At 52.2% G+C, this 24,816-nt stretch carries 17 protein-coding genes; 11 read left to right on the top strand and 6 right to left on the bottom strand.

Going from position 1 to position 24,816, the window contains the following annotated elements:
• Positions 1-78: 78 nt before the first annotated feature.
• Complete coding sequence (locus ACCI51_RS06520; protein WP_371843026.1) at positions 79-1,611, bottom strand: peptide MFS transporter; 1,533 nt, start codon at positions 1,609-1,611, stop codon at positions 79-81.
• 380 nt (positions 1,612-1,991) lie between these two features.
• On the opposite strand from ACCI51_RS06520, the gene ACCI51_RS06515 reads away from it, so the two are divergent.
• Positions 1,992-3,125: a tetratricopeptide repeat protein gene (locus ACCI51_RS06515; protein WP_371843025.1), complete on the top strand. Its 1,134-nt coding sequence runs from the start codon at positions 1,992-1,994 to the stop codon at positions 3,123-3,125.
• Positions 3,126-3,243: 118 nt separating this feature from the next.
• Here ACCI51_RS06515 and ACCI51_RS06510 read toward each other — a convergent pair whose 3' ends face one another.
• From ACCI51_RS06510 to ACCI51_RS06490, 5 genes are all read right to left on the bottom strand, one after another.
• The gene (locus ACCI51_RS06510) at positions 3,244-5,952 is read right to left on the bottom strand and encodes a TonB-dependent receptor (RefSeq protein WP_371843024.1); all 2,709 of its coding nucleotides are present in this window, start codon (positions 5,950-5,952) and stop codon (positions 3,244-3,246) included.
• 1,915 nt (positions 5,953-7,867) lie between these two features.
• Entirely contained in the window at positions 7,868-10,729 is a 2,862-nt protein-coding gene (locus ACCI51_RS06505) for a TonB-dependent receptor domain-containing protein (RefSeq protein WP_371843023.1), read from the bottom strand.
• Between the two features lie 237 nt (positions 10,730-10,966).
• On the bottom strand, positions 10,967-13,876 hold the full coding sequence (locus ACCI51_RS06500) for a TonB-dependent receptor (RefSeq protein ID WP_371843022.1): 2,910 nt from the start codon (positions 13,874-13,876) through the stop codon (positions 10,967-10,969).
• A 109-nt stretch (positions 13,877-13,985) separates the two neighbouring features.
• Entirely contained in the window at positions 13,986-15,029 is a 1,044-nt protein-coding gene (locus ACCI51_RS06495; protein ID WP_371843021.1) for a FecR family protein, read from the bottom strand.
• A 288-nt stretch (positions 15,030-15,317) separates the two neighbouring features.
• On the bottom strand, positions 15,318-15,845 hold the full coding sequence (locus ACCI51_RS06490) for an RNA polymerase sigma factor (RefSeq protein ID WP_299586729.1): 528 nt from the start codon (positions 15,843-15,845) through the stop codon (positions 15,318-15,320).
• A gap of 237 nt (positions 15,846-16,082) precedes the next feature.
• On the opposite strand from ACCI51_RS06490, the gene dnaX reads away from it, so the two are divergent.
• From dnaX to ACCI51_RS06440, 10 genes are all read left to right on the top strand, one after another.
• On the top strand, positions 16,083-18,074 hold the full coding sequence (gene dnaX / locus ACCI51_RS06485; RefSeq protein WP_371843020.1) for a DNA polymerase III subunit gamma/tau: 1,992 nt from the start codon (positions 16,083-16,085) through the stop codon (positions 18,072-18,074).
• A gap of 63 nt (positions 18,075-18,137) precedes the next feature.
• Positions 18,138-18,482, top strand: a complete 345-nt coding sequence (locus ACCI51_RS06480) for a YbaB/EbfC family nucleoid-associated protein (RefSeq protein WP_371843019.1) — start codon at positions 18,138-18,140, stop codon at positions 18,480-18,482.
• A 29-nt stretch (positions 18,483-18,511) separates the two neighbouring features.
• Positions 18,512-19,120 carry a recombination mediator RecR gene (gene recR, locus ACCI51_RS06475; RefSeq protein WP_299586738.1) on the top strand — a complete coding sequence of 203 codons (609 nt, stop codon included), beginning with the start codon at positions 18,512-18,514 and terminating at the stop codon, positions 19,118-19,120.
• Positions 19,121-19,125: 5 nt separating this feature from the next.
• Positions 19,126-20,256, top strand: coding sequence for a ribonuclease D (gene rnd / locus ACCI51_RS06470; protein WP_371843018.1), 1,131 nt, complete (start codon positions 19,126-19,128; stop codon positions 20,254-20,256).
• Positions 20,253-20,540: a YcgL domain-containing protein gene (locus ACCI51_RS06465; protein ID WP_371843017.1), complete on the top strand. Its 288-nt coding sequence runs from the start codon at positions 20,253-20,255 to the stop codon at positions 20,538-20,540. Before rnd ends, ACCI51_RS06465 begins: the two co-directional genes overlap by 4 nt.
• A gap of 7 nt (positions 20,541-20,547) precedes the next feature.
• Positions 20,548-20,997, top strand: a complete 450-nt coding sequence (locus tag ACCI51_RS06460) for a YcgN family cysteine cluster protein (RefSeq protein ID WP_299586745.1) — start codon at positions 20,548-20,550, stop codon at positions 20,995-20,997.
• A gap of 56 nt (positions 20,998-21,053) precedes the next feature.
• Positions 21,054-21,434 carry a hypothetical protein gene (locus ACCI51_RS06455; RefSeq protein WP_371843016.1) on the top strand — a complete coding sequence of 127 codons (381 nt, stop codon included), beginning with the start codon at positions 21,054-21,056 and terminating at the stop codon, positions 21,432-21,434.
• A 380-nt stretch (positions 21,435-21,814) separates the two neighbouring features.
• The gene (locus ACCI51_RS06450; protein WP_371843014.1) at positions 21,815-22,495 is read left to right on the top strand and encodes a YEATS-associated helix-containing protein; all 681 of its coding nucleotides are present in this window, start codon (positions 21,815-21,817) and stop codon (positions 22,493-22,495) included.
• A 142-nt stretch (positions 22,496-22,637) separates the two neighbouring features.
• Positions 22,638-23,483: an AAA family ATPase gene (locus tag ACCI51_RS06445; protein ID WP_371843013.1), complete on the top strand. Its 846-nt coding sequence runs from the start codon at positions 22,638-22,640 to the stop codon at positions 23,481-23,483.
• A 98-nt stretch (positions 23,484-23,581) separates the two neighbouring features.
• The gene (locus tag ACCI51_RS06440; protein WP_371843012.1) at positions 23,582-24,763 is read left to right on the top strand and encodes a vWA domain-containing protein; all 1,182 of its coding nucleotides are present in this window, start codon (positions 23,582-23,584) and stop codon (positions 24,761-24,763) included.
• Positions 24,764-24,816: the final 53 nt, after the last annotated feature.

Here is a 24,816-nt window from a genome sequence, read left to right as displayed (position 1 = left end):
TAGGTTTTGATGTTCAAAAATAAAAAGCCGCTGAGAACAGCGGCTTTTTATTTTCTTAGGCTCGATTGCTAGTGAGCTCTATGCAGTTTTAGTGCTTGCTCCAGAAGGGGCTGCCTGTTGGGCCTCGCCGGTGTCACTCTCCCAATACTTGGACTTCAAGCTGATCAGGGCGAGAATGATGCCTACGCCGATGGTAAACAGACTGATTTGTAGGTACAAGCTTGGCATTTCGGCGACATTGCTAGGATCAAAGTGTCCGGCCAGTAGGCCTGAGAAGATATTGCCAATGGAGTAGGTGAGTACAAAGACACCCATCATCTGTCCAGCAAAGCGGCGTGGAGACAGCTTGCTCACTGCACTCAATGCTACTGGGCTCAGGCAAAGCTCACCAACAGTGTGCAGGAAGTAAGTTGTGACCAACCAGTAAGGCGCAACTTTCAATCCTTCGGCAGCATACTGAGCCGCGAAGAACATGACCAGGAAGCCGCTGGCCATGATGATAAGACCAATCGCACACTTGAGCCCGTAGGAGGGAGTAATCATTCGTTTACCGAGATTAATCCACAGAGCGGCGAAGAAAGGCGATAAGGTAATGATAAATAGTGAGTTGAAGCTTTGCAGCCAGGATGCTGGCATCTCAAAGGAGCCGATCAGGCGGTCAGTGTAATCGCGGCCGAACAGGTTAAGAGAAGATCCAGCCTGCTCGAAGCCTGACCAGAAAAAGGTAGAGGCCACACAAACCAGGAACAGGGCCCACATTTTCTTTTTCTCGGAAGCGCTCAGCTTGCCGCCGAAGTAGATGAATCCGAAATAGGCCAGGAAGGTCAGGGTAAAGGCCACGGCGACATACTGGGCCATGACGGTTGGGTTGATAGTGATAGTGCCATTCATAGCCAGACCAGTGATCAGGGCTACAGCGATAGCGATTACGCCAATGACTCGCCATGCGAGCTTGGCCTTCTCTGGCGCTAAGGGATTCTCTGGTGCCAGGCTGGCATCACCAAGATTGCCAATGGTCCTGCGGTACTGGACTAGGCCGACCGCCATCCCGACTGCTGCGGCGCCAAAGCCCCAGTGCCAGCCGACATTTTCGCCAAAGTATCCACAAATTGCATAACCGAGTATGGAGCCGATGTTGATGCCCATATAGTAGAGCGCATAGCCACTATCGCGGCGAACATCATCGGGCTGATAGAGGTGGCCGACCAGGGCACTGATATTGGGTTTTAGTAAACCAGTACCGCAAGCAACCAGGATCAAGCCAATAAAGAAACTGCTATCAGTCGGGATTGCCAGAACGATATGGCCGCACATAATGATAATGCCGCCGTACCATATCGTCCGCTGACCACCGAGTAGGCGATCCGCAATCCAGCCACCGGGCAGACCAAGGAAGTAGACGGCACCGGTGTAAAGACCATAAATAGCCGTTGCAGCAGCAACAGTGAAGGCTAACCCTTCTTCTTGCAAGCTGGCGGTCATAAACAGTACGAGCAGGGCGCGCATACCGTAGTAACTCATTCGCTCCCACATTTCGGTGAAGAAAAGCGTGGAAAGCCCTTTTGGGTGACCAAAAAAGCCTCCCCCATTCTGATGTGCGTTCGACGACATAAGCTGAATTTCCAGTTGTTATAGCTCTAGTAGGGTATGCAGGGGCATACCGGGTACATCTCTTTTGATCCTGAGCAATGGCTCACTGTGACCATTCGGTCCTCTCGTCTATTCAGGGGAAACTATATCCCCTCAAGATATTGTTTCAGGATACTTTCGCTAACCGGTTCCATTCTTAGCTACGAGAGAGTCTTACTCGTTGAGCTCGGTGATTGAAACTAGCGCGCTAGCCTCCAAAGCAATCTCCAGAGTTTACCAGCTGTCTAATTTACAGGCGAACCGTTGTGAGACAATTTAGAGAATTGCTAATAGGGTGCTTCCATTGCTGCCTGATAAGTGTTAAATCCTGAATAACAAAGGATATTAAGGGGAAAATAACAATGAAAACCCTATTGCTACTCAGTCTGAACTTGTTTTTGACCGCTTGTGCCAGCATGCCCCCCACTGATAACCATCCAATTGACTTGGATAGAGCCTTGAGTGGCGAAGCTTTGCTTGGCAGAACCGTCTCTATGAAGGAGTTGCCACAAGAGGATCTTCTGGGATTAGATTCCGATGTACGAGCCTACTTGAGAGCGCTGGCTCCAAGCGCCAGTCCACAAAGCCGCTTGGCGGCATTGATTCGCGCCTTTGAGCAGCGCGACTTTACCGTTGAATACGACGAAAGCAGTACTCTCACCGCCATGGAGACTTACCGCCAAGCGCGGGGAAATTGTTTGGCATTTACTCTGATGATGGTCGCGATGGCGAGGGAGCTAGGGGCCGAAGCCTCTTTTAATCAGGTGGCAGTCCCGCCGGTTTGGAGTCATGACGACGCCGAGACCTTTGTAGTCTATCGCCATGTGAATATGGTGTCGGAAAGCGCCCGTGGCCGTCGCGTGATCGACTTTAACCTCTCTGCTTATGATTCCGCCTATGATCAGTACACCCTGGATGACACAACGGCCTTCGCTCTTTATTACAGCAACCGTGGGGTCGAATTAATGCGTGCAGGCGAGAGGGAGCAGGCCTTTTTATACCTGCGTAAAGCACTAGAGCTACGCCCGCAGAGAAGTGACCTATGGGCCAATTTGGGGGCCATGTACAGCCATTTCGGTTTTATGCGCGAAGCACAACAGAGCTACCAGCAGGCCCTTCATTTAAAAAGCAGTAATCTCGTTGCCATCAGTAATCTGGAGAGGCTACACCGCTACAATGGCAAAGCTGAACTGGCCGACCTCTACGCCAAGCGTGCCCGCTTCCACCGGGAGCGCAATCCCTACTTCCTTTTCTACCAAGCACGAGACGCCTATGAGCAGGGGGACTTCAAGCGCGCTGAGCGCCGTCTGCGCAAAGCTGTTTCACGCCATGAGGACGATCATCGTTTCCACTTTCTACTTGGTTTAACTCGATATCAGCTCGGTGACATGGCTGCATCGCGACAGAGCTTTGAAGAGGCTTTTTCGCTGGTAACTAGTCCCTCAACCGTTAATGCGTATCAACGTAAGTTGCACTTAGTGATCGAGGGTGAATAAACCCTTACTTGGACTAAATATGTAAGGTCAATCGGGCGGGGCACTCCCGAATACACCGTTACCAATAAAAAAGGGGCCAAGATGGCCCCTTTTTACTTTCGACTTAGAGAGTCGTTACTTAGAACTGGTAAGTAACACCAGCCCATGCGTAGCGGCCTTGGTAGTCGTAAGTGCCGTTCCAGTCGCTACCGGATGTGGTAGATGGCTCACGGTCAGTTACGTTATCAATACCGGCAGTCAAGCGCATAGCATCGTTGACATCCCAACCACCTTTCAGGTTCAAGTAGGTGTGAGAAGGCATGTCCAGGTATGGGCTGTGTCCGTCACCGATATATTGAACGTCGGCACCAAAGTCCCAATTGTCAGCATACCAAGTGGCACTCGCCAGACCGCGCCATTTAGTGAAAGCATCGCCGGTGGCACCAATATAATCTACCTTATCGGTAGTTTGTTCGGTTTGGGCGTTGTACTCATCGTACTCAAGCAGGTGAGTTGCTTGAGCACGCAGAGCTAACTTACCAGTATCGTAGTGGAAGTTCTGAACGACATCGATATCGATACCACTGGTATTGATTTCGCCAATATTTTGCAGAGAACCTTCCAGGTGTACAATCTGGCCGGTGCCGTCACGTCGTACAAGCTCTTCATTGCAGGCTGTGGCTATGCCTGAACGATAGCAGTCGTCTAGTAACTGCTGAAGATCTGTAGAAGTGATTGCGTCTTTAATCTCTACATTAAAGTAGTCCAGGGTAATGGACAGGTCTTCAGTAAAGGAGGGGGTCCAAACGATGCCGGCGGTAAAACTGGTAGATTCTTCCGGCTGAAGGTCTTCATTACCGCCGATATTAGTAGCGATCTGGTTGCCTGCTTGGGTGAAGCCAGCACCGACCATATCACAGAACTTGCCTTGATTATCTGAACTGGTGTCACAGGGGTCAATCAGTGTTTCATAACTTTGCGCAGTACCGCTATAGAGCTCATAGATGCCTGGTGCACGGAAGGCTGTGGACAAGCTAGAACGGAAGCGCAGGTTTTCTGTTGGTGCGTAAACAGCACCCACTTTATAAGTTGCCTGGCCACCAAAAGTATCGTAGTCAGAGTAACGTATAGCGGCGTCAACAGAGAGCTCATCCGCGTACTTGGCACCGGACAAGATCGGCAGGTTGAATTCGGCAAATACTTCGGTTACGGCGAAATCGCCAGAAGTAGCATCCTGCTGGTTGCTGAAGGTAGCTCCACTCTGGGTTTCTGTGCTTGGGTTAAACTCACCAGATTCTTTGCGGTACTCAACCCCAGTAGCAAAACCTAAAGCACCACCTTGGAACTGGATAGCTTCGATATCGCCAGTTAGGCTAGCACCGAAGTTGAGCATGTCATACTCATTGTCTTCCTGGTCGGTGTAGCTGATGTAGTCGATGACTTCATCACTCATTCCACCGAGAAGCTGGATATTCTCTTCGGCAATACCGCTGGTACCATCGAGAATTTCCTGCATCAAGGTTTTATTGATGGAGTTACCAACGGTATTCTCCCCTTCGTTCTTGCCGTAGCTTACGAAGGTATCCCAGCCCCAGCCATTGGCCAGGTCGCCGCGCAGGCCGCCCAAAATGCGGTAGGTTTCAGTCTGCTGCTCAGAATTGCGGGTGCCACCAGCAACCGGGCGCATTCGAACATCAGTAAGCCCTGCTTGCCAGGTCTCACCGTGGGTGGCCTCTGGTTTAGCGGGTTCCAAGTCTTCAGGACTGCCTTGTTCTTTCCACTCTGCAAGGCCGGCTTCATATTTTGCCAAATCGATTTGATATTTCTTTTCAGCTTCATCCCAAACTTCTGCGAGCTGCGATTGAATTTCGGCTGGCAGGTGATCAGACGTTATGTTCAGCCCGTTACTGCCGTACATGGGCTGAGCAGCCATCTGCTGATTGGTCGTCTTAGTGGTGTAGGAGCCTTCATCATAAAGCTCAACAGAGTCTGTAATCGAGAAGGTGCCGCTTCCGGTAAAGCTGGTGCGTTCCATAGCCCCAGACAGCCACATATACTGGCCTATGTCGTATGTGGAATAGTCCTCTAAAGTGGTCCCATCCGTATCAACACCGTATTTACCCTTGCCGTAGCTGGTGAAGATATTGCCTGTCGGCGACATGGAGCTTTGCAGTCCGGCCCAGTCACGGTCTTTATAGGTGATTTCGTCACGCTGGCTGTGGGTGATGTTACCGATGAATTGGCCGCGATCGAACTCCTTACCAAAGGTAATGGAAATCTCGCCATTCTCGCCGCCACCTGCTTCGGTGGCGCCCGCACGGGCGTTAACGCGAACGCCATCGAAAGAGTCTTTCATGACGACGTTAATCACGCCGGCTACCGCATCAGAACCGTATACGGCAGAGGCGCCATCGGTCAGAACCTCAATGCGGTCGATCATGTCTACCGGGATATTGTTCATATCCACTGCAGAGGCTACACCTGAGCTCGAGGAGACAAAGCGACGGCCATTAACCAGTACCAGGGTACGTGCAGCACCGAGGTTACGCAGGTCCACAAATGACAGACCAGCACCGCCGTTGTTGTCGTTAGCATTGATACCGGTAGTACCCATAGATGGAAGCTGGTTGAGCAGCTCATCAATGGTGCCCACACCGGAACGCTGGATGGCTTCAGAGTCAACCAGAGTGATAGGACCGGTAGTGGATAGGGGGTCACGCGCAATGCGGGAGCCAGTAACAACTACTTCCTCAACCTCTGGCCCGGGAATGGATTCCTGGGCGAAAACGCCAGAGCTGGCGATGGTGCCCAGTGCTGCAATGGCAACGCTCAGTTTGGTCTTGATCATAGTGGAACCTTTTATACTTAAGGTGCTTTTGTGGTTATTAGGTGTATACAAGATAACCTGTCAAAGCTGACTTTAAATCAATTGATCATATTTTGGAACTATTGTGACAGTGTGCGAGTCACGAATCAGTGATGTTTGGTAGCCTCTGCTTTAACTGTTCTGGCTAATTTCTATACTTTCTAGGGCTAATCTTTTTGCTAACTGTGAGTTTTTGTGAGTTTTTTTGCTTAACATGGACCAATTTTAATAAATCATTTTTCTATCAAATACAGTCGAGACCAAGTGGTCTTTTAATTTGTAAATTTTTATTGGGGCTAAAGCACATGGGATAAGTGTTAAATGCAGCTGGGTCACAAGCAGATGGGAGGCCAGTCCTTTTTTTGGACTTTTGTTCTCGACGGATTGCTAACGATTGTGGTAGGAAGGGTCGATCTAGGGCACTGAGGGGCTTTACTGTTTATGGGTAAGTCGGCTATCTGGTATCTGGGGCTCTAGTCGAGCGAGCCTCCAAACTACATTTGCCCCTGAAGGCCGCCAGCAGAATAGGGGTGAGTGTGCCGCACAATGATGCAGACTGTGGGTTGTATCAGGTAGTGCGTGGGATCATCTATTCTGTAACCGCGGAGAATTAGCGTGATACTGCTCAGTTATGTGGAGGCCAGCGTACAAAATCTGACTTGGTTAACTACATCATTCCTGGGATTGTGGATTACACGAGAAGAAATCGGCTTTGAAGGTGTTTCTTCTCGAAAGGAATGTGGTTTGGCAAGCTACGGAAAAGCTAAATTGACGATATCGTGTTTCGAATCAAGGCTCATTCACGAAAAGCGCTAAATTACTTGAATCCAAAGGAATTTCTGGTGGGCAGTTGTATCTCACTTATGTTGGCAGTCTAGCCGGTACTAGTACGGTCGAGCTGAAGTATAGGTCAGTAGCGTTGCTCGGTACGGTTGGCTTGCTTCGCTTTAAGGTGATCTTAAGCTTCTTACCTTCCATCGGGGCTGGTTCCGTAGCAGTACCAGCAAGGCATGTTGAAGGGAGTTGGCTACCACAACCGAGCGCTTTTCCAATTTCGGGTCGAAGATCTGTTTTTCCTTTCTGGCGAGCGATCTTGATGGGGGAGTCACTTTACTTGGTCCAGTATTCTCCTCAATATTATCGGAGAGGAGTGTCTGAATCTGATTGATTTCCTCGGATTTGAATGTGCGCTTTAAGGGGTGGACTATACAAAGGTAGCATTAGGTATCGTGCTGATAGCGCTTGGATTTTTGCAAATTAACCCTTTAGAGAAGCAGCTTTAGTTCAGCGCCACTACCCAAGCTTAATACAGCATTCCAATCACGAGATGCATCCTGGGCCAAGGCGGGAGACCAGCAAAGCCTGACATCATACCTGGACTATGGACCACGCCCCTTATATGTCAAGCGCTTACGGCATAGCCGGTGGTTTGCTCATTGTAAGAAGATTTGGTTCGTGATAATTTTTGCTGACTCTAAAGTACTGAAGGTTGTTGCGGAAAAGGACTCCCTTGAGCCAACGGCTGCGAGCGTATTTCCGCTCCTTTAGGGCGCTTTGCCTCTCACTTAATTAAGTGGCTTAAGAATTCTTCACTGCTATGGCTTTATTTTTTCGCCTCTCGCCTTGCACAGAAGCCTCTGCAGGTTGACCTCTACTCAAGCACATCGTGCACCTCCCCAAGTATTAAGTTTTGTTTACCTCCTGCACCGCCGAATCAGATTGTCCTATTTGCTTCCTATAGCTCTATTGAGCCTCCACCACTTGCCGGTGACACTCATGCCGCTCCCTAGGTCGAGGTGGTGTCATCTTTTTTCAGAGGACCGAATTTACTAGCTTTACTGGGCAAAAAAAAAGCCCGTGGCGCGAACGCCACGGGCTTTACTAAGAACTTGCGTCCTTAGAAAGTGTAACCTGCATTCAGGTATACGGTACGGCCGTAGCCGTCAGAGTAACGCGGGTCGAAGCCCAGCTGGTGGCCTGCACCGCTGGTGCGCAGGGTACGCGGCGGCTCTCGGTCGGTTAGGTTGTTAATACCGAGTTTCAAGGTTAGCTGATCTTCCATCAGGGCAACCTGGCTCTGAAGGTCGAAAGTAATGTAAGAAGGTACGTTCAGCTGAACATCCTCAGTTACGAGCTTTTCAGTACCTACACCGTCTTCGTCATAAACGATTTCAGTCATGTAGGAGCCGTCATCTTCGAGCAGCATAATAGTGTTAGCCTGGTCCAGGTAACCGCTGCGGTAGTTCATGCCCAGATTATGGGTGAAGTTACCGTGGGTCAGAGAGACACCCGCGCGGATCTGGTTGCGGAAAGTTACGTTGTCATCAGAGCCGAATTTCCCCATGCTGGAACCGTAGAGAGAGTTTTCGTTCTCTATCATGTAGGTTCCGCCCAGGGAGAACAGCATTTCGCCGAAGGATAGCTCAACAGGCTGCTCGAAACGGTAGTCGATACCACTTACTTCTGACTCACCGATGTTAACAAAGGCTTGAATGATGCCGAGTTCGTCACGGCCAGTGCCAGAATTAGTAACTCCTACAAACAGTTCGCGGTACTGTTCCGGGTTCTCAAATATCATCTGCTCGGTTAAGGCATCGACTTGGTCTTCCATTTCGATATTCCAGTAGTCGACAGTGGCGGTGAAGCCGCTCTCGGTGTCCAGAACAAAGCCGAGTGAGTACTGGGTGGAGGTTTCCGGAGTCAGTTCCGTATTACCACCGCTTAGAACCTGAGCCTGGAAGCCTTCTTGCGCAACACAGAGACTGCGCAGCGCATCCCCTGCAGCGAATGGGCAGTCGAAGGTGCCAGAGGTTACGCCGAAATTCACCAGTGGGCGAGCCAGCTGAATCATGGACGGAGCCTTAAACCCAGTGCCGTAAGAGGCGCGGAACGACAGGTTGTCGGTTGCGGCCCAGCGGGTGCTCAGTTTGTAGGTGAGGTCAGATTCAGAGCTGTTTACTTCGCCAAAATTTATACCGTCAACTACTGCATCGACACCGCCAATGGAGTCGTAACGCAGAGAGGCGGTGAAGTCCAGGTTGTCTAGCACTGGGAGCAGGACTTCAGAGTAAGCGCCGTAGGTGTCGCGTTCCAGGTCGTAGGTGGTGCCTGGATCTTCGAACAGGATGAGGTCGTTTCTGCTCGCGTCAGAAATATCTTGCTGGTAGCTGTTGCGGCGGTAGTCGATACCGGCTGCCAGCTGGGCTTCACCACCGCTCATGCTGAATAATGGCATATCCACAGAAAAGTCGAAGCCAGTAGTTGCGGTTTCCGTGCTGTCGTTGTTGCCGTTGTAAATAGTTTCAGAAAGGAGTGCGCCAGCGTCGTCAGACAAATTGTCCGGGGTATCAAAAATATTGATTTGACCAGATGCAACTAGATCGATGAACTCTTCTTCTAGCAGCCATCCGCCAACGAAGTTTTGTTCCTGCTCGGTAGCGGAGTGGAAAAATGCGCCCTCATAATTGATGTCACCAATGGAGCCGTTGACACCCGTTACGAAATGAAAGGCGTCTGACTTCCACTCTGTGGTACGGTTCCCCGCAGGCAGGGCGCGCCAAGTACCGACAACCTGTGCGATATCAGCTTCATCAACGCTTGCGTGCGGTAACACATTATCCTGAACTAGGTCGGAGTCCATCGGCAGGGGGACCCCTCCAGTTGGGAAAGGAGCGATCTTGGTAGTTATGCTGCGCTGGGAGTAAACCAGCTCACTGAAGCCTTCCAGATTGTCACTGATGCGGTATTTACCAGATAGGAATACGGAATCGGTCTCCTTTTCCGGCAGGATAAACAGGGTACTCGTGTAGTCGAAAGCACATAAGTTGCCAGAAGGTGCATTGTCTGCGGCACAATCACCGTTTACTTTGCTGTATGGGTTGAAGCTTTCATTTATAGGTGCTTCCTTGTAACTATCTACACCATTTTCGGGGTCAGCAGCCCACTGTTCACGCCATGCCTTAGTGTAGTAAACGTAAGCGTTGCCCGGGACAGAGTTGGTAGAACCGTTGAAGAACAGCCCCTTGTTGCCGGTAGCTGGGTTGGTTACGTTAATAATACCGCTGTTAGCCCAGTCGCGGTCTTTCGCAGCAAGCTCGCTCTGTTCACTATGAGTGAAGCTTCCAATAATGCTGAAGCCGTCTTCGTCCAGATTGCCAAAGCCGCTAGTAATGTCGAAGGTAGTAATCTCGCCACCGCCGCTAGCTTCGGGCATGTCGTAGCGGACATTTACAGAAGTAGCATCTACTTCTCGTTTGAGAATAAAGTTAACAACACCGGCGATAGCATCGGAGCCATACAGGGCGCTTGCGCCGTCGGTTAATACTTCAACGCGCTCAATAGCGGCCAGAGGGATGTGGCTCAGGTCGACCACACTGCCAGAGGTGGAGGAAGCCATACGGCGGCCGTTTAGGAGAACCAAGGTGTATTGGTCGCCGAGGTCGCGCAAGTTGGCAGTTTGCAAACCACCGCCGCTACCACCAACAGAGTCAGCGGCAACGGTCATGCCCTGCATGGAAGTCAGTTTGGCCATCAGTTCAGGTGCGGAAGTTACACCGGTAGCGGCGATAGCGTCGGCATCCATGACTTGAATCGGCAGAGCGCCTTCCAGGTCGGCACGCTGGATACGGGAACCAGTAACGATTACTTCTTCAACTATTTCCGCATCTTGTGCGAAGGCTGGCATTGCCGGAACCATGATTGCAGCTACAGTGAAGCCTATTGCTCCTTTCACAGCTACAGATAGGAGATTCTTTTTCATTGTCAATCCTCTCTTGATCGTTGGATTTATAGTCTTTGTCATTAGTGACGATGCTGAAAGTGGCTACCCCCAAGTGGCCCCTTTCCTCCCAACATACCTTTTAACGAGCGGCACAAAAGATCCCTCAAAAAAAATCTCATTTTTTTTCTGATAATTCGCAATGAATGTTCTGACAGTTACAAGGTGGAGCGTTTTGCCTAATGTTCGATCGAACTTAGGTTTATTGGGATAGGGGGATTATAATTTTATTGAAAAACTGCCATACCAGTACCGCCCAGCTAAGTCATAGGTGCGGTAGTCATAATTATTATCCGTAGCCGTTACAGCCAAAGGGGGAGGGGTGTTAAACAGGTTGTTGACTCCTATTGCAAGGCGAAGCTTATCAGTAGGGTTGAAAGAAAGCTGTGCATCATGGCTAAGCCAGCTCTTTATACGGTGCGTGAGGGATTGATCGTTGTGCAGGTAGGTTTCTTCCATGTTGCCGACAAAGTGGGCGGTATAGCCGGCCTTCCAATGTTCGTTACTCCAGTAAACGCCAGCATTGGCTTTTAATTTTGGTAGTGACCCTGTCCCGCCTGTCGTAGTGTCTATAAAAGTGCCAGCCAGCTCCTCTTCGGGTAGTCCTGTGGCCCCTTGATTTAAGTAGCTCAGCATATGGCTTATATTAACGGCAAGATCAAGTTGCCCAAAGTTGTCCACAGGCAGATTGTAGCGGAGTGCGATATCGTAACCCTGGATGGTGCGTCGGCCTTTATTGATCCGTGTAGCGAGAATTTTGGTAATCTCGCCGCGGTCATCACGGGTAACCCTGTTGCTGAATAGCCCGAGATAAGCGTTCTGCTCAACTAGAAACTGGGGGCTGCTGCCAATGACGTCATCTTGCTGAATATTAAAAAACTCGATGGCGGTGCTCAACCCCTCTATCTGCCTGGGTGACCAGGCTAGGCTGGCTGTAAGGGTTTCCGAGGTCTCTGGCATCAGGTTAGGGTTGCCGCCGAACTCGGTGAGGTATTGGATTCGTGCACTGTCAGATTGTGCAGGACAGCCGGCCAGGAGACTTGCGCTATCGCTGGTGCAGGGGTCAAAGATAAACTCCTGGCTTTGGTAGCCTTGCTGGTGCATATCGGTAAGAGTGGGTGCCCTAAAGCCGCTGGCATAGCTGATCCTGAGGTGTAGGTCGCTCCAAGGTTGCCAGCGCAGGGCGAGCTTTGGGTTGTAAGTACTGCCAAAGTCGCTGTAGCTGGACAGGCGCATTGCTCCATCTAGCCAGAGTTTTTCTGACTGCAGTGGGACTGAGACTTCTGCGAAGGTTTCTTTGATGGTGCGTGAGCCGCGGGTTGCGCCCGGTGCGTGGCCCCCTATATAGGAAAGGCCATTCTGGTCGTTGGAGTTGGTAGACAAAGCTTCATGTCTGATCTCAAGTCCTATTGCTGCTAGGATCTCACCTGCCCGATTTTTCCCCAGAGGCCCGTCTGCGATAAAGGAGGCAGACTCCATGCGGGTTTGGCTTCGGTTGGAGCTTTGCCCTCGAATAAAATCCAGTTGCTCGCTGTTAATGCTACCGCTGGGGCCCAGTAAGTTTATGGGGGTGCAGCCACTATCTAGGTTGCAGATTGTTGGTCCCTTTAGGCCCTGAGAGAGCGCTAAAGGGTCTATGAGGTTACTGAGCTTTTCACTTTTGTCTGTATGGTGTAACGATGAGATCAATTCCCAGTGCCATTGCTTGTGAGCACCCTTGATTCCACTATTTACTCTCCAGGATCTTGTGCGGTTTTCCTGTATCCGAGGCCCCAGTTCGGTAATTCGCTTCCTGACATCCGTAATAGTTTGATTGAAGGGGTTGTAGATGTTATCCGCCGCTATAGTTAGGTCGCCATTGTCAAAGCGGGTAAATACTGGAGTTGGGGCTTTGGTTGATTCCGCGGAAGTGTACTGCCCCATAACCTCTGCAAATATCAGTGTGCTATCACTGAGATCAAAATCAGCCGATAGGTATACAGAATTGCTTTCGATAGGCGTAATGGCGGAGGTGTAGTCGCTGTAGTTGTACCTATCTTCCAAGGACCAGGATCGGTAAGTTTCCGGTGATGAGCTGGTTAGGACAGAGCTGTTGGTCAGGGCGATAAATCCTTCTGGAGTGGCTGATGAGCGTTTGTCGGTGCCCCCAAAATTACGGCTATCTGCAGATTCTGACAGGTTGCGATCACGACTCATTACCGCGCCTTGCGCATACTTTGCCAGGCTGAACATCAAGTGGCTGCGCTCACCTTGCCTTCCCCATGTTAAATAATGGGATTCTGTTTCACGGTCACCTTCATGGGCTTGTCCATAATAGCTATTCATAGATAGGCCTTCGAAATCCCTGCGAAGGATAATATTGATGACCCCGGCTATGGCATCTGAGCCATATACTGCCGAAGCACCATCTTTCAGGATTTCTACGCGCTCAACTATAGATAGGGGGATGGTGTTGAGATCGGTCGCCTCTCCACTGTAGCCATCGCCAATAATGCGTCGGCCATTGATTAATACCAAGGTGTTACTGGCGGGAAGGTAGCGAAGAGAAACAGTGGCTGTTCCATCGTCCTCTTGACTGACAGAGGTGCTGGTAGAATTTCCTGAGACAGCTGGCAAGAACTGGAGTGCGTCGGCAACAGTTTGTGCCCCGGTCAGTTCAAGTTGTTCTCTGGAGAGCCTGTCGATCGGGGCATAATCGTCCAGCTGGTAGTGACGCAGGTGGCTGCCTGTAAGGCTTTGTCCGGTGACGGTAACTTCTTCGGGGGGAGAGTTGAGTTGTTGCTCAAGTTTGGGGCTGAGGCCCTCAATGGGTGTTATCGCAAAGGAGGAGGGTCCTGTGCGTTGATAGGCAAATGGTAGGCCTTGCAGTAATTGCTCTAAAACCTCTTCAAACTCCTCCTGCTCGGTGTCCAGGCTCTGCTTTACCAGAGTATATTGGGCGGCTGATGAGGTCTGAACCAAAATCGAAATCTGACACTGCTTTCCCAGGGAGATCAGGGCTTTGGGGAGAGAGCTGGCGGGAAGCTCAATCTTGGGTTCGGGGCATAGCGCAGCCGCTGCACGACTGACTGACAGCAGAAAAACCAAAAAGACTTTAGCCCAGAGCCTCACCGTCAAGAAGTTGCCCATCGTTATTGTGCCCAGCAATATAAGGAATTACGGAGCGTTGCTTCTGTTATTTTGTGGGCGGGAATTGCTAATTGCTCAATAAACGACCGCCAATTGAGGCGGTTATAACCTAATTGTGCCTGGGAGACAAGATGGTCAGGTTGGTATTGCTGTGATCCTGTTGAAGATCTAGGGCGGCAGTAATGGCTTTCAGGGTATTGTCCGGGTCAGATACCGCGAAAGTGCCAGATACAAGTCGGTCTTCTACTTCTGGGGTGGCAGCTACTGGTACAGGGAGGTAGCGGTTAAGTTCCTGCAGGGCCTCTTTTAGGGGGGTTTTCTCAAAGACTAGAATGCCACGGGTCCAGTCTGTGGCCTCTTGCTCTGAAGTTCGCTGGATTTTGCTGAGACCACGTTCAGACACGCTGACTTTTTGGTTTTTGGCTAGAGTGACGGATTCGGGGTTTAGGCCCGAGGCGCTTTCAGTTTCACTGACGGAAACTTTACCCTCTGTCACTGATACCCGTGTGTTTTCGGGGTTCAGTTCTACATTGAACTCGGTTCCGAGTACACGAATATTCGCATTGCCGGCGGCCACAGTGAAGGGGCGGGCAGTTTGGCGTGCGACGTCAAAGAAGGCTTCGCCATGGACAAGCAGTGTGCGTCTTTCTTTACGACTGTAGCTAACTCGCAGCTCGCTGTTGGAGTTCAATTTCACTTCGGAGCCATCGGCCAGGCTCACAGTGCGAACCTCCCCCAACTGGGTAATGTAAATTTGCTGGCTAGTTACTCCTGAATCTAGCCACTGCAGTCCAACCCAGGCGGCGAGAAAAGCACCACACGTAGCCAGGCCGCCGCTGAATAGCCAGCGTGACAAGCTCCAGTGGTCGTCGCGTGCTCCGCGCTGTATTTTTTGCTTTTTATCGTTTGTGTGAGCGGTTGGCACACTTTCGGGAAAGAAGTGATCGATGGGCATGTGGGTGAGGGCACCCAAGTCACCCCATAGTTCAGTTATTTCATCGAAGGCTTGGCGATGTGTTTCAGAGCTCGCGAGCCAAGTTGCAAACTCGCTTTTATCTGCCGCGCTGACAGTGTCCGAGCGTAAACGGGCAACCCAAGCGCAGGCCTGATCCAGGCTCTCATCACTTGTTATTTGTTGGAGGTTGCTGTTCATAATCGCTCTGGTACTCGGGTTTATTTGGCTTGTAGACAGTGGAGCTCTAGTCTCAAGATTTGGTGCATCTTACTCAAATTTCGCCGACTTGTGTGATTTGGGCGACAATGGAGGTCTAGCTGCAAAACAATGGCAGCACGAATAACCTTTTGGCAGTAAATAATTCTGTAAGTGCCAGGATTTGCAGGTTTAATTCGCCATTAAAACTCGTCCTTGCAAACTGAGACGGCCGAGGGGGTTCCTCCCTCAACAAAAAATGTTGCTGGGGCGTGGGCGGAGAATGGGGCTTTACGGCGAAGGATTCACCTTGCGTCTGCAGGCTTTCAGTGCCTGTAGGATATATTTCTCAACACTACTCACTGAGATGTTCATTTCGTGGGCGATTTCGCTGTAAGAGAGTCCCCGTGTTCTATGTAGCAAGAAGGCCTGCCGGCATTTTAGTGGCAATTTATCCATGGCTTCGTAGATAGACTGAAGCTGTTGGCGCGCAGCGAGGACCCGCTCTGGAGACTGGTGGTCGGCGTGGTCATCTCGCTGGGTCTCTCCCTCTATAGAGGTTTGCTGGTTGAGGTACTCCACATGGAGTTTGCCGCGGCGCAATTGATCCACCGCCAGGTTGTTGGCGATCTGGTAGAGATAGGCGCGGGGGTTGTCCAGCTCCTTCTCATCGCTGAGCTTTTGCAGGCGAAGGTAGGCGTGTTGGGCGATATCCTCGGCATCGTCCGGGCTTTTGACAATGCGTGCGACAAAGCGCACCAAGGCTTGGCCGTGTTCGGCAAAAAGCCTTTCCAGAAGCGTCTTCCTGGCTTTATTCATTGCGTAATGCGTTCCCCGTCCAAGCCCGCTTTTTCGTTGTGGATTGTTTGTTCTTAGTGCGAGCTGGCGCACAGTTATATCACAAGGACTGCCCGGGCTACGAGTGGCGCGAATGGATCTATTTAGTGCATAGCCTGCTACCGGCTATGCCTCGTCGGCTATGCCGGTATAATGGCGCCCGCGCCAAGGGCGTGTGAGAGTTAAGTTGGCAGAGGTGTGCAGAGCACCGGAGACTGGATGAGCTATCAAGTACTGGCCCGCAAGTGGCGTCCGCGCCTGTTTCGGGAGATGGTGGGACAGGAACATGTGCTCCAGGCACTGATCAATGCCCTGGATAATGGCCGCCTGCACCACGCCTACCTGTTTGCCGGTACCCGTGGCGTGGGGAAAACCACCATCGCGCGGATTCTGGCAAAGTGTCTGAATTGCGAAGAGGGGGTCAGCTCTGAGCCCTGCGGGCAGTGTAATGCCTGCAGTGAGATTGCCGATGGTCGCTTCGTGGATCTTATTGAGGTGGATGCGGCATCTCGCACGAAGGTGGAGGATACTCGCGAGCTCCTGGAGAATGTCCAATATGCTCCTACAAGAGGGCGCTATAAGGTCTACCTGATCGATGAAGTCCATATGCTCTCCAACAGCTCCTTCAATGCCCTGTTGAAGACTCTGGAGGAGCCCCCGCCCCATGTGAAATTCCTACTGGCGACCACGGACCCCCAGAAACTTCCGGTCACCGTACTGTCCCGCTGTTTACAGTTCAAACTCAAAAATATGAGCCCCGAGAGGGTTGTTGAACATCTGCGCTTTGTGCTGGAGAAGGAGCAGGTGCCCTTTGAGGAGGGGGCGCTCTGGCAGCTGGGGCGTGCTGCCGATGGCAGTATGCGTGATGGCATGAGCCTCACCGACCAAGCCATCGCTTTTGGTGGTGGGAAAATCAGTGAGGCCGAAGTTCGCAATATGCTCGGGAGTATTGATACCGGGCTGGTGTGGAAACTACTGCAGGCCTTGGCCGATGAAGATGCCGCTGGGCTGTTTGCTGCCGTCGCTGAGCTCGCGCAGCAGGCGCCGGACTTTGCCGCGACCCTGGCAGAGCTCGCCGATAACTTGCACCGTCTTGCGGTTGCGCAGGTGTTGCCACAATCGGTGGATAATACCCTTGGGGACGGCGAGCGGTTGCGAGGTCTTGCCGGCCAAATAGCGCCAGAGAATATACAGCTCTACTACCAGATGGCACTGCACGCCCGCCGGGACTTGCCTTTGGCCCCGGATCCGCGCAGTGGTTTTGAGATGGCCCTGTTGCGCATGCTGGCCTTCCGTCCACAGGGCATGGCGAATATTCCACGGGTGGAACTGCCTGGACCCTCCGCCGAAGGGCAAGCTCAGCCTGCTTCTCATGAATTGGCGAAGCAATCCGTCGACGATCAGGGGAGTGCCGGCGGAAAAAAGTCTGAACTGGCGCCGCAGGCGGATGCGGCGGCACCCAGAGACCGGGTGGAGAGCACTGCGCCCGTACCACATGAAGCCCCGGCACAGAGTCCAGTACCCCAAAGAGAGCAGAGATCGCCGGTGTCTCAAGAGGAGGGTGTGCGACAGCCACAGGACACTACCGAACAGATTAATGAGCTGAAAACAGATAGTCAGGTTGTGGTCCGCGACCCTCTGCCTGAGGGGGAAAGTTTCGCCGGGCAGGCATCAAACCCACGGGAAAGCGTTTTGGCTGAACTTCGCCAGCGGGTAGCGGAAGTGGAATCATCGCCACAGCCTGCGGAGCTTCAGGCCCCTCCGCGCAGGGATACTGTACGCAAGGTTGCCGAAGCCCCGCGGGCGCACTTTGATGCTCTGACGCACGGAAGCTGGCCGGCGCTGTATAGCCAGTTAGGCGTTAGCGGCATACTGCACTCCATCGCCCAGCACCTAGAGCTAGTGGGGCGCCAGGACAATATACTCTCTTTTACCCTCGATGAGTCTTTTAGCAGTCTCTACGACGAGGTGCATCAGAGGCGTTTGGGGGATTTGCTGGGAGACTTTTTTCAGCAACCGGTTATTGCGCAGATTCAGGTGGGGCAGGTGCAGGGCAGTACGCCGGCGCGTTTGGCAGCGGCGACCCGCGATGCGCGCCTGGCTACAGCTCGGGATGCACTTACCTCTGATCCCTTGGTTCAGGAACTTCAGGTCGAACTGGGCGCAGTGTTATTACCGGACTCCGTCGAGTCTCTAGCGAAGACGGACTGACGTGGACTTTGGTTGCCCGGCTTCCAGCCGGGCTTTCACATAATATAGAGATAGAGGTTACCTATGAAAGGTTTGGGCGACTTGATGCAGCAGGCCCAGAAAATGCAGGCCGATATGCAGGAAAAAATGCAGAAGCTGCAGGAGGCATTGGCAGAGCTACGTGTGTGCGGCGAATCTGGTGCCGGTATGGTCAAGGTTACTATGAATGGTCGACACGATGTCGTCTCTGTGGATATCGATCCCTCCCTGCTCTCTGAAGACAAAGAGATGCTCGAAGATCTGCTGGCGGCCGCGGTGAATGATGCCGTTCGTCGTGCGGAGGAAAAGGCCCAGGAGTTGCAAAAGCAACAAGTGGGCAATCTCGCTTCCGGTATGAACCTGCCGGAAGGCTTTAAATTCCCATTTTAAAGGGCGCACTTCGGTCGCTTTAGCGTTATATGTTTAGTCCCTTAATCGAAGAGCTTATTCGCGCGCTGCGCTGCCTGCCCAGTGTGGGCCCCAAGTCGGCGCAGCGGATGGCGATGTATCTGTTGGAAAAGGATCGCGATGCTGCAGAATTGCTCGCGCGCAGCCTGGCCCAGGCCGTAGAGAGCGTTGGTCGCTGTCAGCAGTGCCGTACACTGACCGAAGAGACGGTCTGTAGCCTGTGTGACAACACCCGCCGCGAGCAGTCTTTCCTCTGTATTGTCGAGACTCCCGCTGACGTGTTGGCTATTGAGCAGGCGGGTAACTACCACGGCCGCTATTTTGTCCTGCATGGCCATCTCTCTCCGATCGATGGTATTGGTCCTGCGGACCTTGGGATTGACCTACTGGAGCGTCGGCTTGCCAGTGAGCCGCTGCAGGAGTTGATTGTCGCCACCAACCCTACCGTGGAAGGGGAGGCGACAGCCCAATTCATTGCCGAGCGGGCCAAGGCCCAAGGGGTTAGTGTCAGCCGAATAGCCCATGGTGTGCCCATTGGTGGAGAGCTGGAATACATCGACGGCGGCACCTTGGCGCATGCTTTTAATAGCCGCACGGCCTTTTTCCCCCCTGCTGAGTGAAATCGATGGTTGAAATAGATACCACCCCGCGTTGGGTGGATTCCTACGAGCAGTTGGCGGCTCTGTGCGCGCAGTGGCGGCAGCAGCGCGCTGTGGCACTGGATACCGAGTTTATGCGCAGTCGCACCTTTTATCCGCAGCCGGCCCTGGTGCAGGTAGGTGATGGCAAGCACTGCTACCTCATTGATAATCTTGCGATAGAAGAATTACAGCCTCTGCGCGACCTGCTGTTGGATACGGCTGTCACTAAAATCATGCACAGCTGCAGCGAGGATTTAGAAACCCTGGAGCGCCTACTCGGGGTAATTCCCGAGCCCATTTTTGATACCCAGATTGCCGTGGCGATCAGCGGTATGGGCGCGGGCCTGGGGTATGCGGCCACTGTGCGTACTCTATTGAATATTGAGTTGCCGAAAAGTGAAACCCGCTCCGACTGGCTACAGCGTCCGCTGAGTGAAGCGCAGAAAACCTATGCTGCGCTCGATGTGGCGTGGCTACCGGTCCTCTATGGCGCGCTGCTAAAGCGATTGCAGGATCATGGGCGGGAGACCTGGCTGGAGGAGGACTGCGCGGCACTGGTAGCCTCGGCGCGTAACCCTCAGCCCCCAGAACTCTACTACCTGAAAGTAAAGGGCGCTTGGCGTCTGCGCGGCAAACACTTGGCAGTGCTTCAGGATCTTTGTACTTGGCGCGAGTCTGAGGCTCGGGCCCAGGATATGCCGCGCAATCACCTGCTGAAGGAAGCCGTCTGTATGAGCCTGGCCCAGCAGCTGCCGCGCAGCAAGAGCGCTTTAAGCCAGGCGGGTTTTGAAGGGCGTGTGCTGCGAGAGTACGGCGATACTTTATTGCAGATGATTTCCGCTGCTGTGGAGCGAAGCGATGCGCCTGCGCGCCTGCCGCAGCCACTCAACCGACAGCAGGGGGAGCTGCTTAAGTTATTGCGCCAGGAGGTCGCCAATATTGCGGCGCGAGAGAATTTGCCCGCAGAAATTTTGATCCGCAAGAAAGAGCTAGAAACCCTGGTTCAGGCGCACGAACCCCAGTTACAAGGGCGCCTATGTGGCTGGCGCGCCGAGGTGGTTGGCCAGCCCCTGCTTAACGCGCTGCGACAACTGCGCAATGAGGAAGTGAAGTGAAAGTTTTATGTGATATTTATCGCAGCCCGAAAAAAGAAGAAATGTATTTGTATGTCGATAAGCGCGAGGGGGTTGCCCGTGTGCCGGAAAACCTGCTGGCGTTGTTTGGCAGTCCTCAGCATGTCACAACCATGGTGATGACAACGGAACGTAAATTGGCCCGTGCAAATGCCGACAAGGTCCTGCAGGAGTTACGCATGCAGGGTTACTATTTGCAAATGCCCCCGGTGGCCGATTCCGAAATGCGTGAAATCGCGCTGAAAAACAGCAAACTGCAGCGCTGAATCGCATATGGCACAGCTGCCTTTCTGGCGACGAAAAACGCTAGAGCAAATGACGGAGCCCGAATGGGAGGCTCTTTGTGATGGCTGTGGGCGCTGCTGCCTGCACAGTCTTGAGGATGAGGATACTGGAGAGCTCTATAACACCAATGTCGCCTGTCGCCTATTGGATACAGATTCCTCTCGCTGTAGCCAGTACGTTCGACGTAAGGAGCTGGTGCCGGGCTGTGTTCAGCTGCGGGTGGAGGATATTGATCAATACACCTGGCTGCCGAGCACCTGTGCCTACCGCCGCCTAGCGCAGGGGCAGCCACTGCCGGAGTGGCACCCGCTAGTGAGTGGGGATTGGCAATCAGTACATAAAGCGGGCATGTCGGTGCGTGGCAGTGTTATCAGTGAAGAGTTGGTTCACCCGGATGATATGGAAGAGCATATTGTCACTTGGGTGGAAGCCGGGTGAATTGAGCGGTGTTGCCGCTACCCCTATCTGGGGTGGGGAAATATAGAGAAATAAAAATGTCAGAAGATTTTCAAATTGCCTGGTTGGTTTATACCGGTGCGACTCTGGTTCTGTTAGCGGCCGGTTGGTGGTTTATGCGCAATTGGCGCTGGAGCTGGTTGCGTCGCACCTTACTGCTGGTCTTGGCTGCGGTTTTGTTGGTCCCGGTAAAGACACCGGTGGCTGGGTCGGTGGCCATACCATTGCTTCCCCTGTATCTCTACCAGGTATTATTTGAAGAAAGTGGAGCCGCGCCGGAAGTTATTGCGAATTTGGTCTTCGCTTCCGGCGGCGCTCTGACGATCATGCTGGTGTGGGGGCTGGTTACCCTATTGTCGAAGTATCGTCGCGAGCGACGCCGTCGCTTTGCTGAAGACCCATATTTCAACGAGCAGTGAGGGGGTGCTCAACGCCTTCCGCCTCCTTAACGTGGGGCCTACTTTTGGTAGGCCCTGTGATCTTTCTTCCATCTGCCCATCAAAGGCGTTCCATCCATTCTCTAGTTTCTCTGTTGGCGATGACAGCTGCTATATCTATTAGGCTGCTTCCGCGCTTGGCGTGAGGCCAGACGAGCCGGCTTACTGATCTAAACTCAATACCCATACTCACTGCCGGAACATGATGATTTGTATTTCCACGAGGGTTATATGAAACCTGTTTGGAAGGGGTTACCTGTCGATAAGCCGGACTGACTACAGATAATGACGATAAAGTGCCCTTGGTATGCGTTTTCCACCCTTTTTCATGGTGTTGGCTGCCAGATGGCTGAGGAACCCTGATGCTCGACCACCTGCTGATTCTCACTGCGGTAATGCTGGTATCGGGTATTCTCGGTGGGTTGGTAAATTATTATCAGATGCTGTTTACCGAGGAAGATCCGGCCGGCCTTGCCCGCTGCCTGATTATGGGGTTGTGCGGCGCCTTGATGGTGCCTATTTTCCTTAAATTCACCCAGAGTGATTTGCTCATAGAAATTCAAGGAGACCCCTCTCGCCTGCTGATTTTTACCGGTTATTGTCTTTTGGCCGCGATTGCCTCTCGCATGTTTGTTTTTAATGCGGCACGCCGCCAATTGCGCGATGCCAGTATTGCCCGTGCCCGGGTTGAAAACCTGGAGCAGGAACTGCGGACTATGCAGCTGGAGATGATGCCTCTGCTGGAGCACGAGATCGAGGGGGATCTGGAGCAGGGACCTGTGCTGGATTTCAATCAGATTCGCAAATTGGATGACAATGCCCTGCAGGTGCTCAACCTGTTAAATGACGGTGAGTGTGTATTTCGCTCGCTGACCGGTATGGTGCAGGATAGCGGTATGGAAACCAACTCTATCGCCCGAGCCCTCAACAGCCTGCTGGTACTCGAGATGGTGGGCAAGATCCACAGTCACTTGGGAATTCGCTGGTACATCACCGGTAAAGGGCGCCAAGTGATACACCGCCGCAGTACCCAGATAGCCTGAGCAGCCCTCCGCTCATCGTCCCTTCAAAATGCCTACTCGGGCTGGTCATCCAATTTGATCGTTCCAGCCTCGCCTCCCGACCTAGTGATCAATTATCATTCGCCAAATCAGAAGTTAGCGTGATGACAGGATTGGAGTAAGCATGAAATTTACCGGTACCGACAGCTACGTAGCCACCGAAGACCTGCAGATGGCGGTGAACGCAGCCGTTACCTTGCAGCGCCCCCTGCTGATTAAAGGCGAGCCGGGCACCGGCAAAACGTTACTCGCGGAACAGGTTGCTGAGAGTCTTGGCTTAAAGCTGATTCAATGGCATATCAAATCCACCACCAAGGCGCAGCAAGGGTTGTATGAGTACGATGCCGTATCGCGACTGCGGGATTCCCAGTTGGGGGTGGATAAGGTTCACGATATCGGCAATTACATCAAGCGTGGCAAATTGTGGGAGGCTTTTGCGGCCGAAGAGCGTGTAGTGTTATTGATTGATGAAATCGATAAAGCGGATATCGAATTCCCCAACGATCTGTTGGTGGAATTGGACCGCATGGAGTTTTTCGTCTACGAAACTGGCGAAACCATTAAAGCCAAGCAACGCCCTATCGTTATCATTACCTCGAATAATGAAAAAGAGTTGCCGGATGCGTTCCTGCGCCGCTGTTTTTTCCACTACATTAGTTTCCCCGACCGCGAAACTATGCGCAAAATTGTTGATGTGCACTACCCGGATATCAAAGGTCAGTTAGTTGCAGAAGCTATGGATATTTTCTTTCAGTTGCGCGATGTGCCGGGCTTAAAGAAAAAACCCTCCACCTCAGAGCTGATCGACTGGTTGAAGTTATTGATGGCTGATGATATTCCTGAGGAAGTCTTAAAAAATCGTGATAACAGCAGCGCTATTCCCCCGCTTTATGGCGCCTTGCTAAAGAATGAGCAGGATGTCCATATGCTTGAGCGTCTGGCATTTATGGCTCGCCGTGATAACCGCTAGGCTAGCCTAGTTTTTTTCGCCAGGGACAATGTGAGCCCTGGCGATAATCCGCTCGGTTTTGCCGAGTCTCTTTTTTCCTGTGCTGACCGCGAATTACTATGCTGATTGGCTTTTTCCTGAATTTACGCCGCTATAAATTACCGGTATCCATTACCGAATTACTGGCCTTGCTCGAGGCATTGCAGCAACGTCTGGTCTTTGCTGACCTGGAGGAATTTTATTTTCTTGCCCGTGTCTGCCTGGTGAAGGATGAAAAACACTTCGATAAATTTGACCGTGCCTTCGAGGCCTATTTCAAAGATCTAGAAACCCTCGATGATATCGTTGAGCAAATGATCCCCGAGGACTGGCTTAGAGCGGAGTTCCTTAAGCAATTAAGCGAAGAGGAAAAGGCCAAGGTCCAGAGCCTGGGAGGGTTGGAAAAACTATTAGAGGAATTTAAAAAACGCCTCGAAGAGCAGAAAAAGCGCCATAGCGGTGGCAACCGCTGGATTGGCACCGGTGGTACCAGCCCCTTTGGGAATAGCGGTTATCACCCAGGTGGCATTCGAGTTGGTGGCCAGGGGCGCAACCGTTCGGCCTCCAAAGTGTGGGAAAAACGCCAGTTTAAAAATCTGGATGACAGTGTAGGCCTGGGTACCCGTAATATTCAGGTAGCTCTGCGCAAGTTGCGTAAATTTGCCCGTACCGGTGCTGCTGAGGAGCTGGATCTGGATAGCACTATTTCCTCCACCGCACGCAATGCCGGTCTACTGGACATTAAAATGGTGCCGGAGCGGCACAATGCAATTAAAGTACTGATCTTTTTTGATGTGGGAGGTTCTATGGACCCCTACGTGCGGGTCTGTGAAGAACTGTTCTCTGCCTGCCGCTCGGAATTCAAACATCTGGAATATTTTTATTTCCACAATTTTGTGTATGAGCATGTGTGGAAAGACAACCAGCGCCGCTATAGCGAAAACACGCCCCTGTTAGAAGTGCTGCGCACCTACGGTAAAGATTACAAAGTAATTTTTGTCGGGGACGCCTCGATGGCGCCCTATGAGATTAGCAGCCGTTTTGGCAGTGTCGAACATATGAATGAAGAGCCCGGCGCGGCCTGGATGGAGCGTATCACCGAAACTTACAGTAACCTGATCTGGCTGAACCCCGTGGGTGAAGAGTATTGGCAATATACGCCCAGTATTGGTATGACCCAGCGCTTGGTCGATGGGCATATGTATCCGATGACGCTGGAGGGTTTGGATAGAGCGATTGCCTATTTGGTGAAAGGGCGCTGATCGCCGCGATCTCTTCTGCGGGCTCGAATTCATGCGGCACATCGCGTGTTGCA

It is taken from the genome of Microbulbifer echini (assembly GCF_041447225.1).
In the GTDB taxonomy this organism is placed as follows: domain Bacteria; phylum Pseudomonadota; class Gammaproteobacteria; order Pseudomonadales; family Cellvibrionaceae; genus Microbulbifer; species Microbulbifer echini.
Note: the sequence above shows the minus strand (reverse complement) of the source record. Positions and strands in the feature narration are given on the sequence as shown.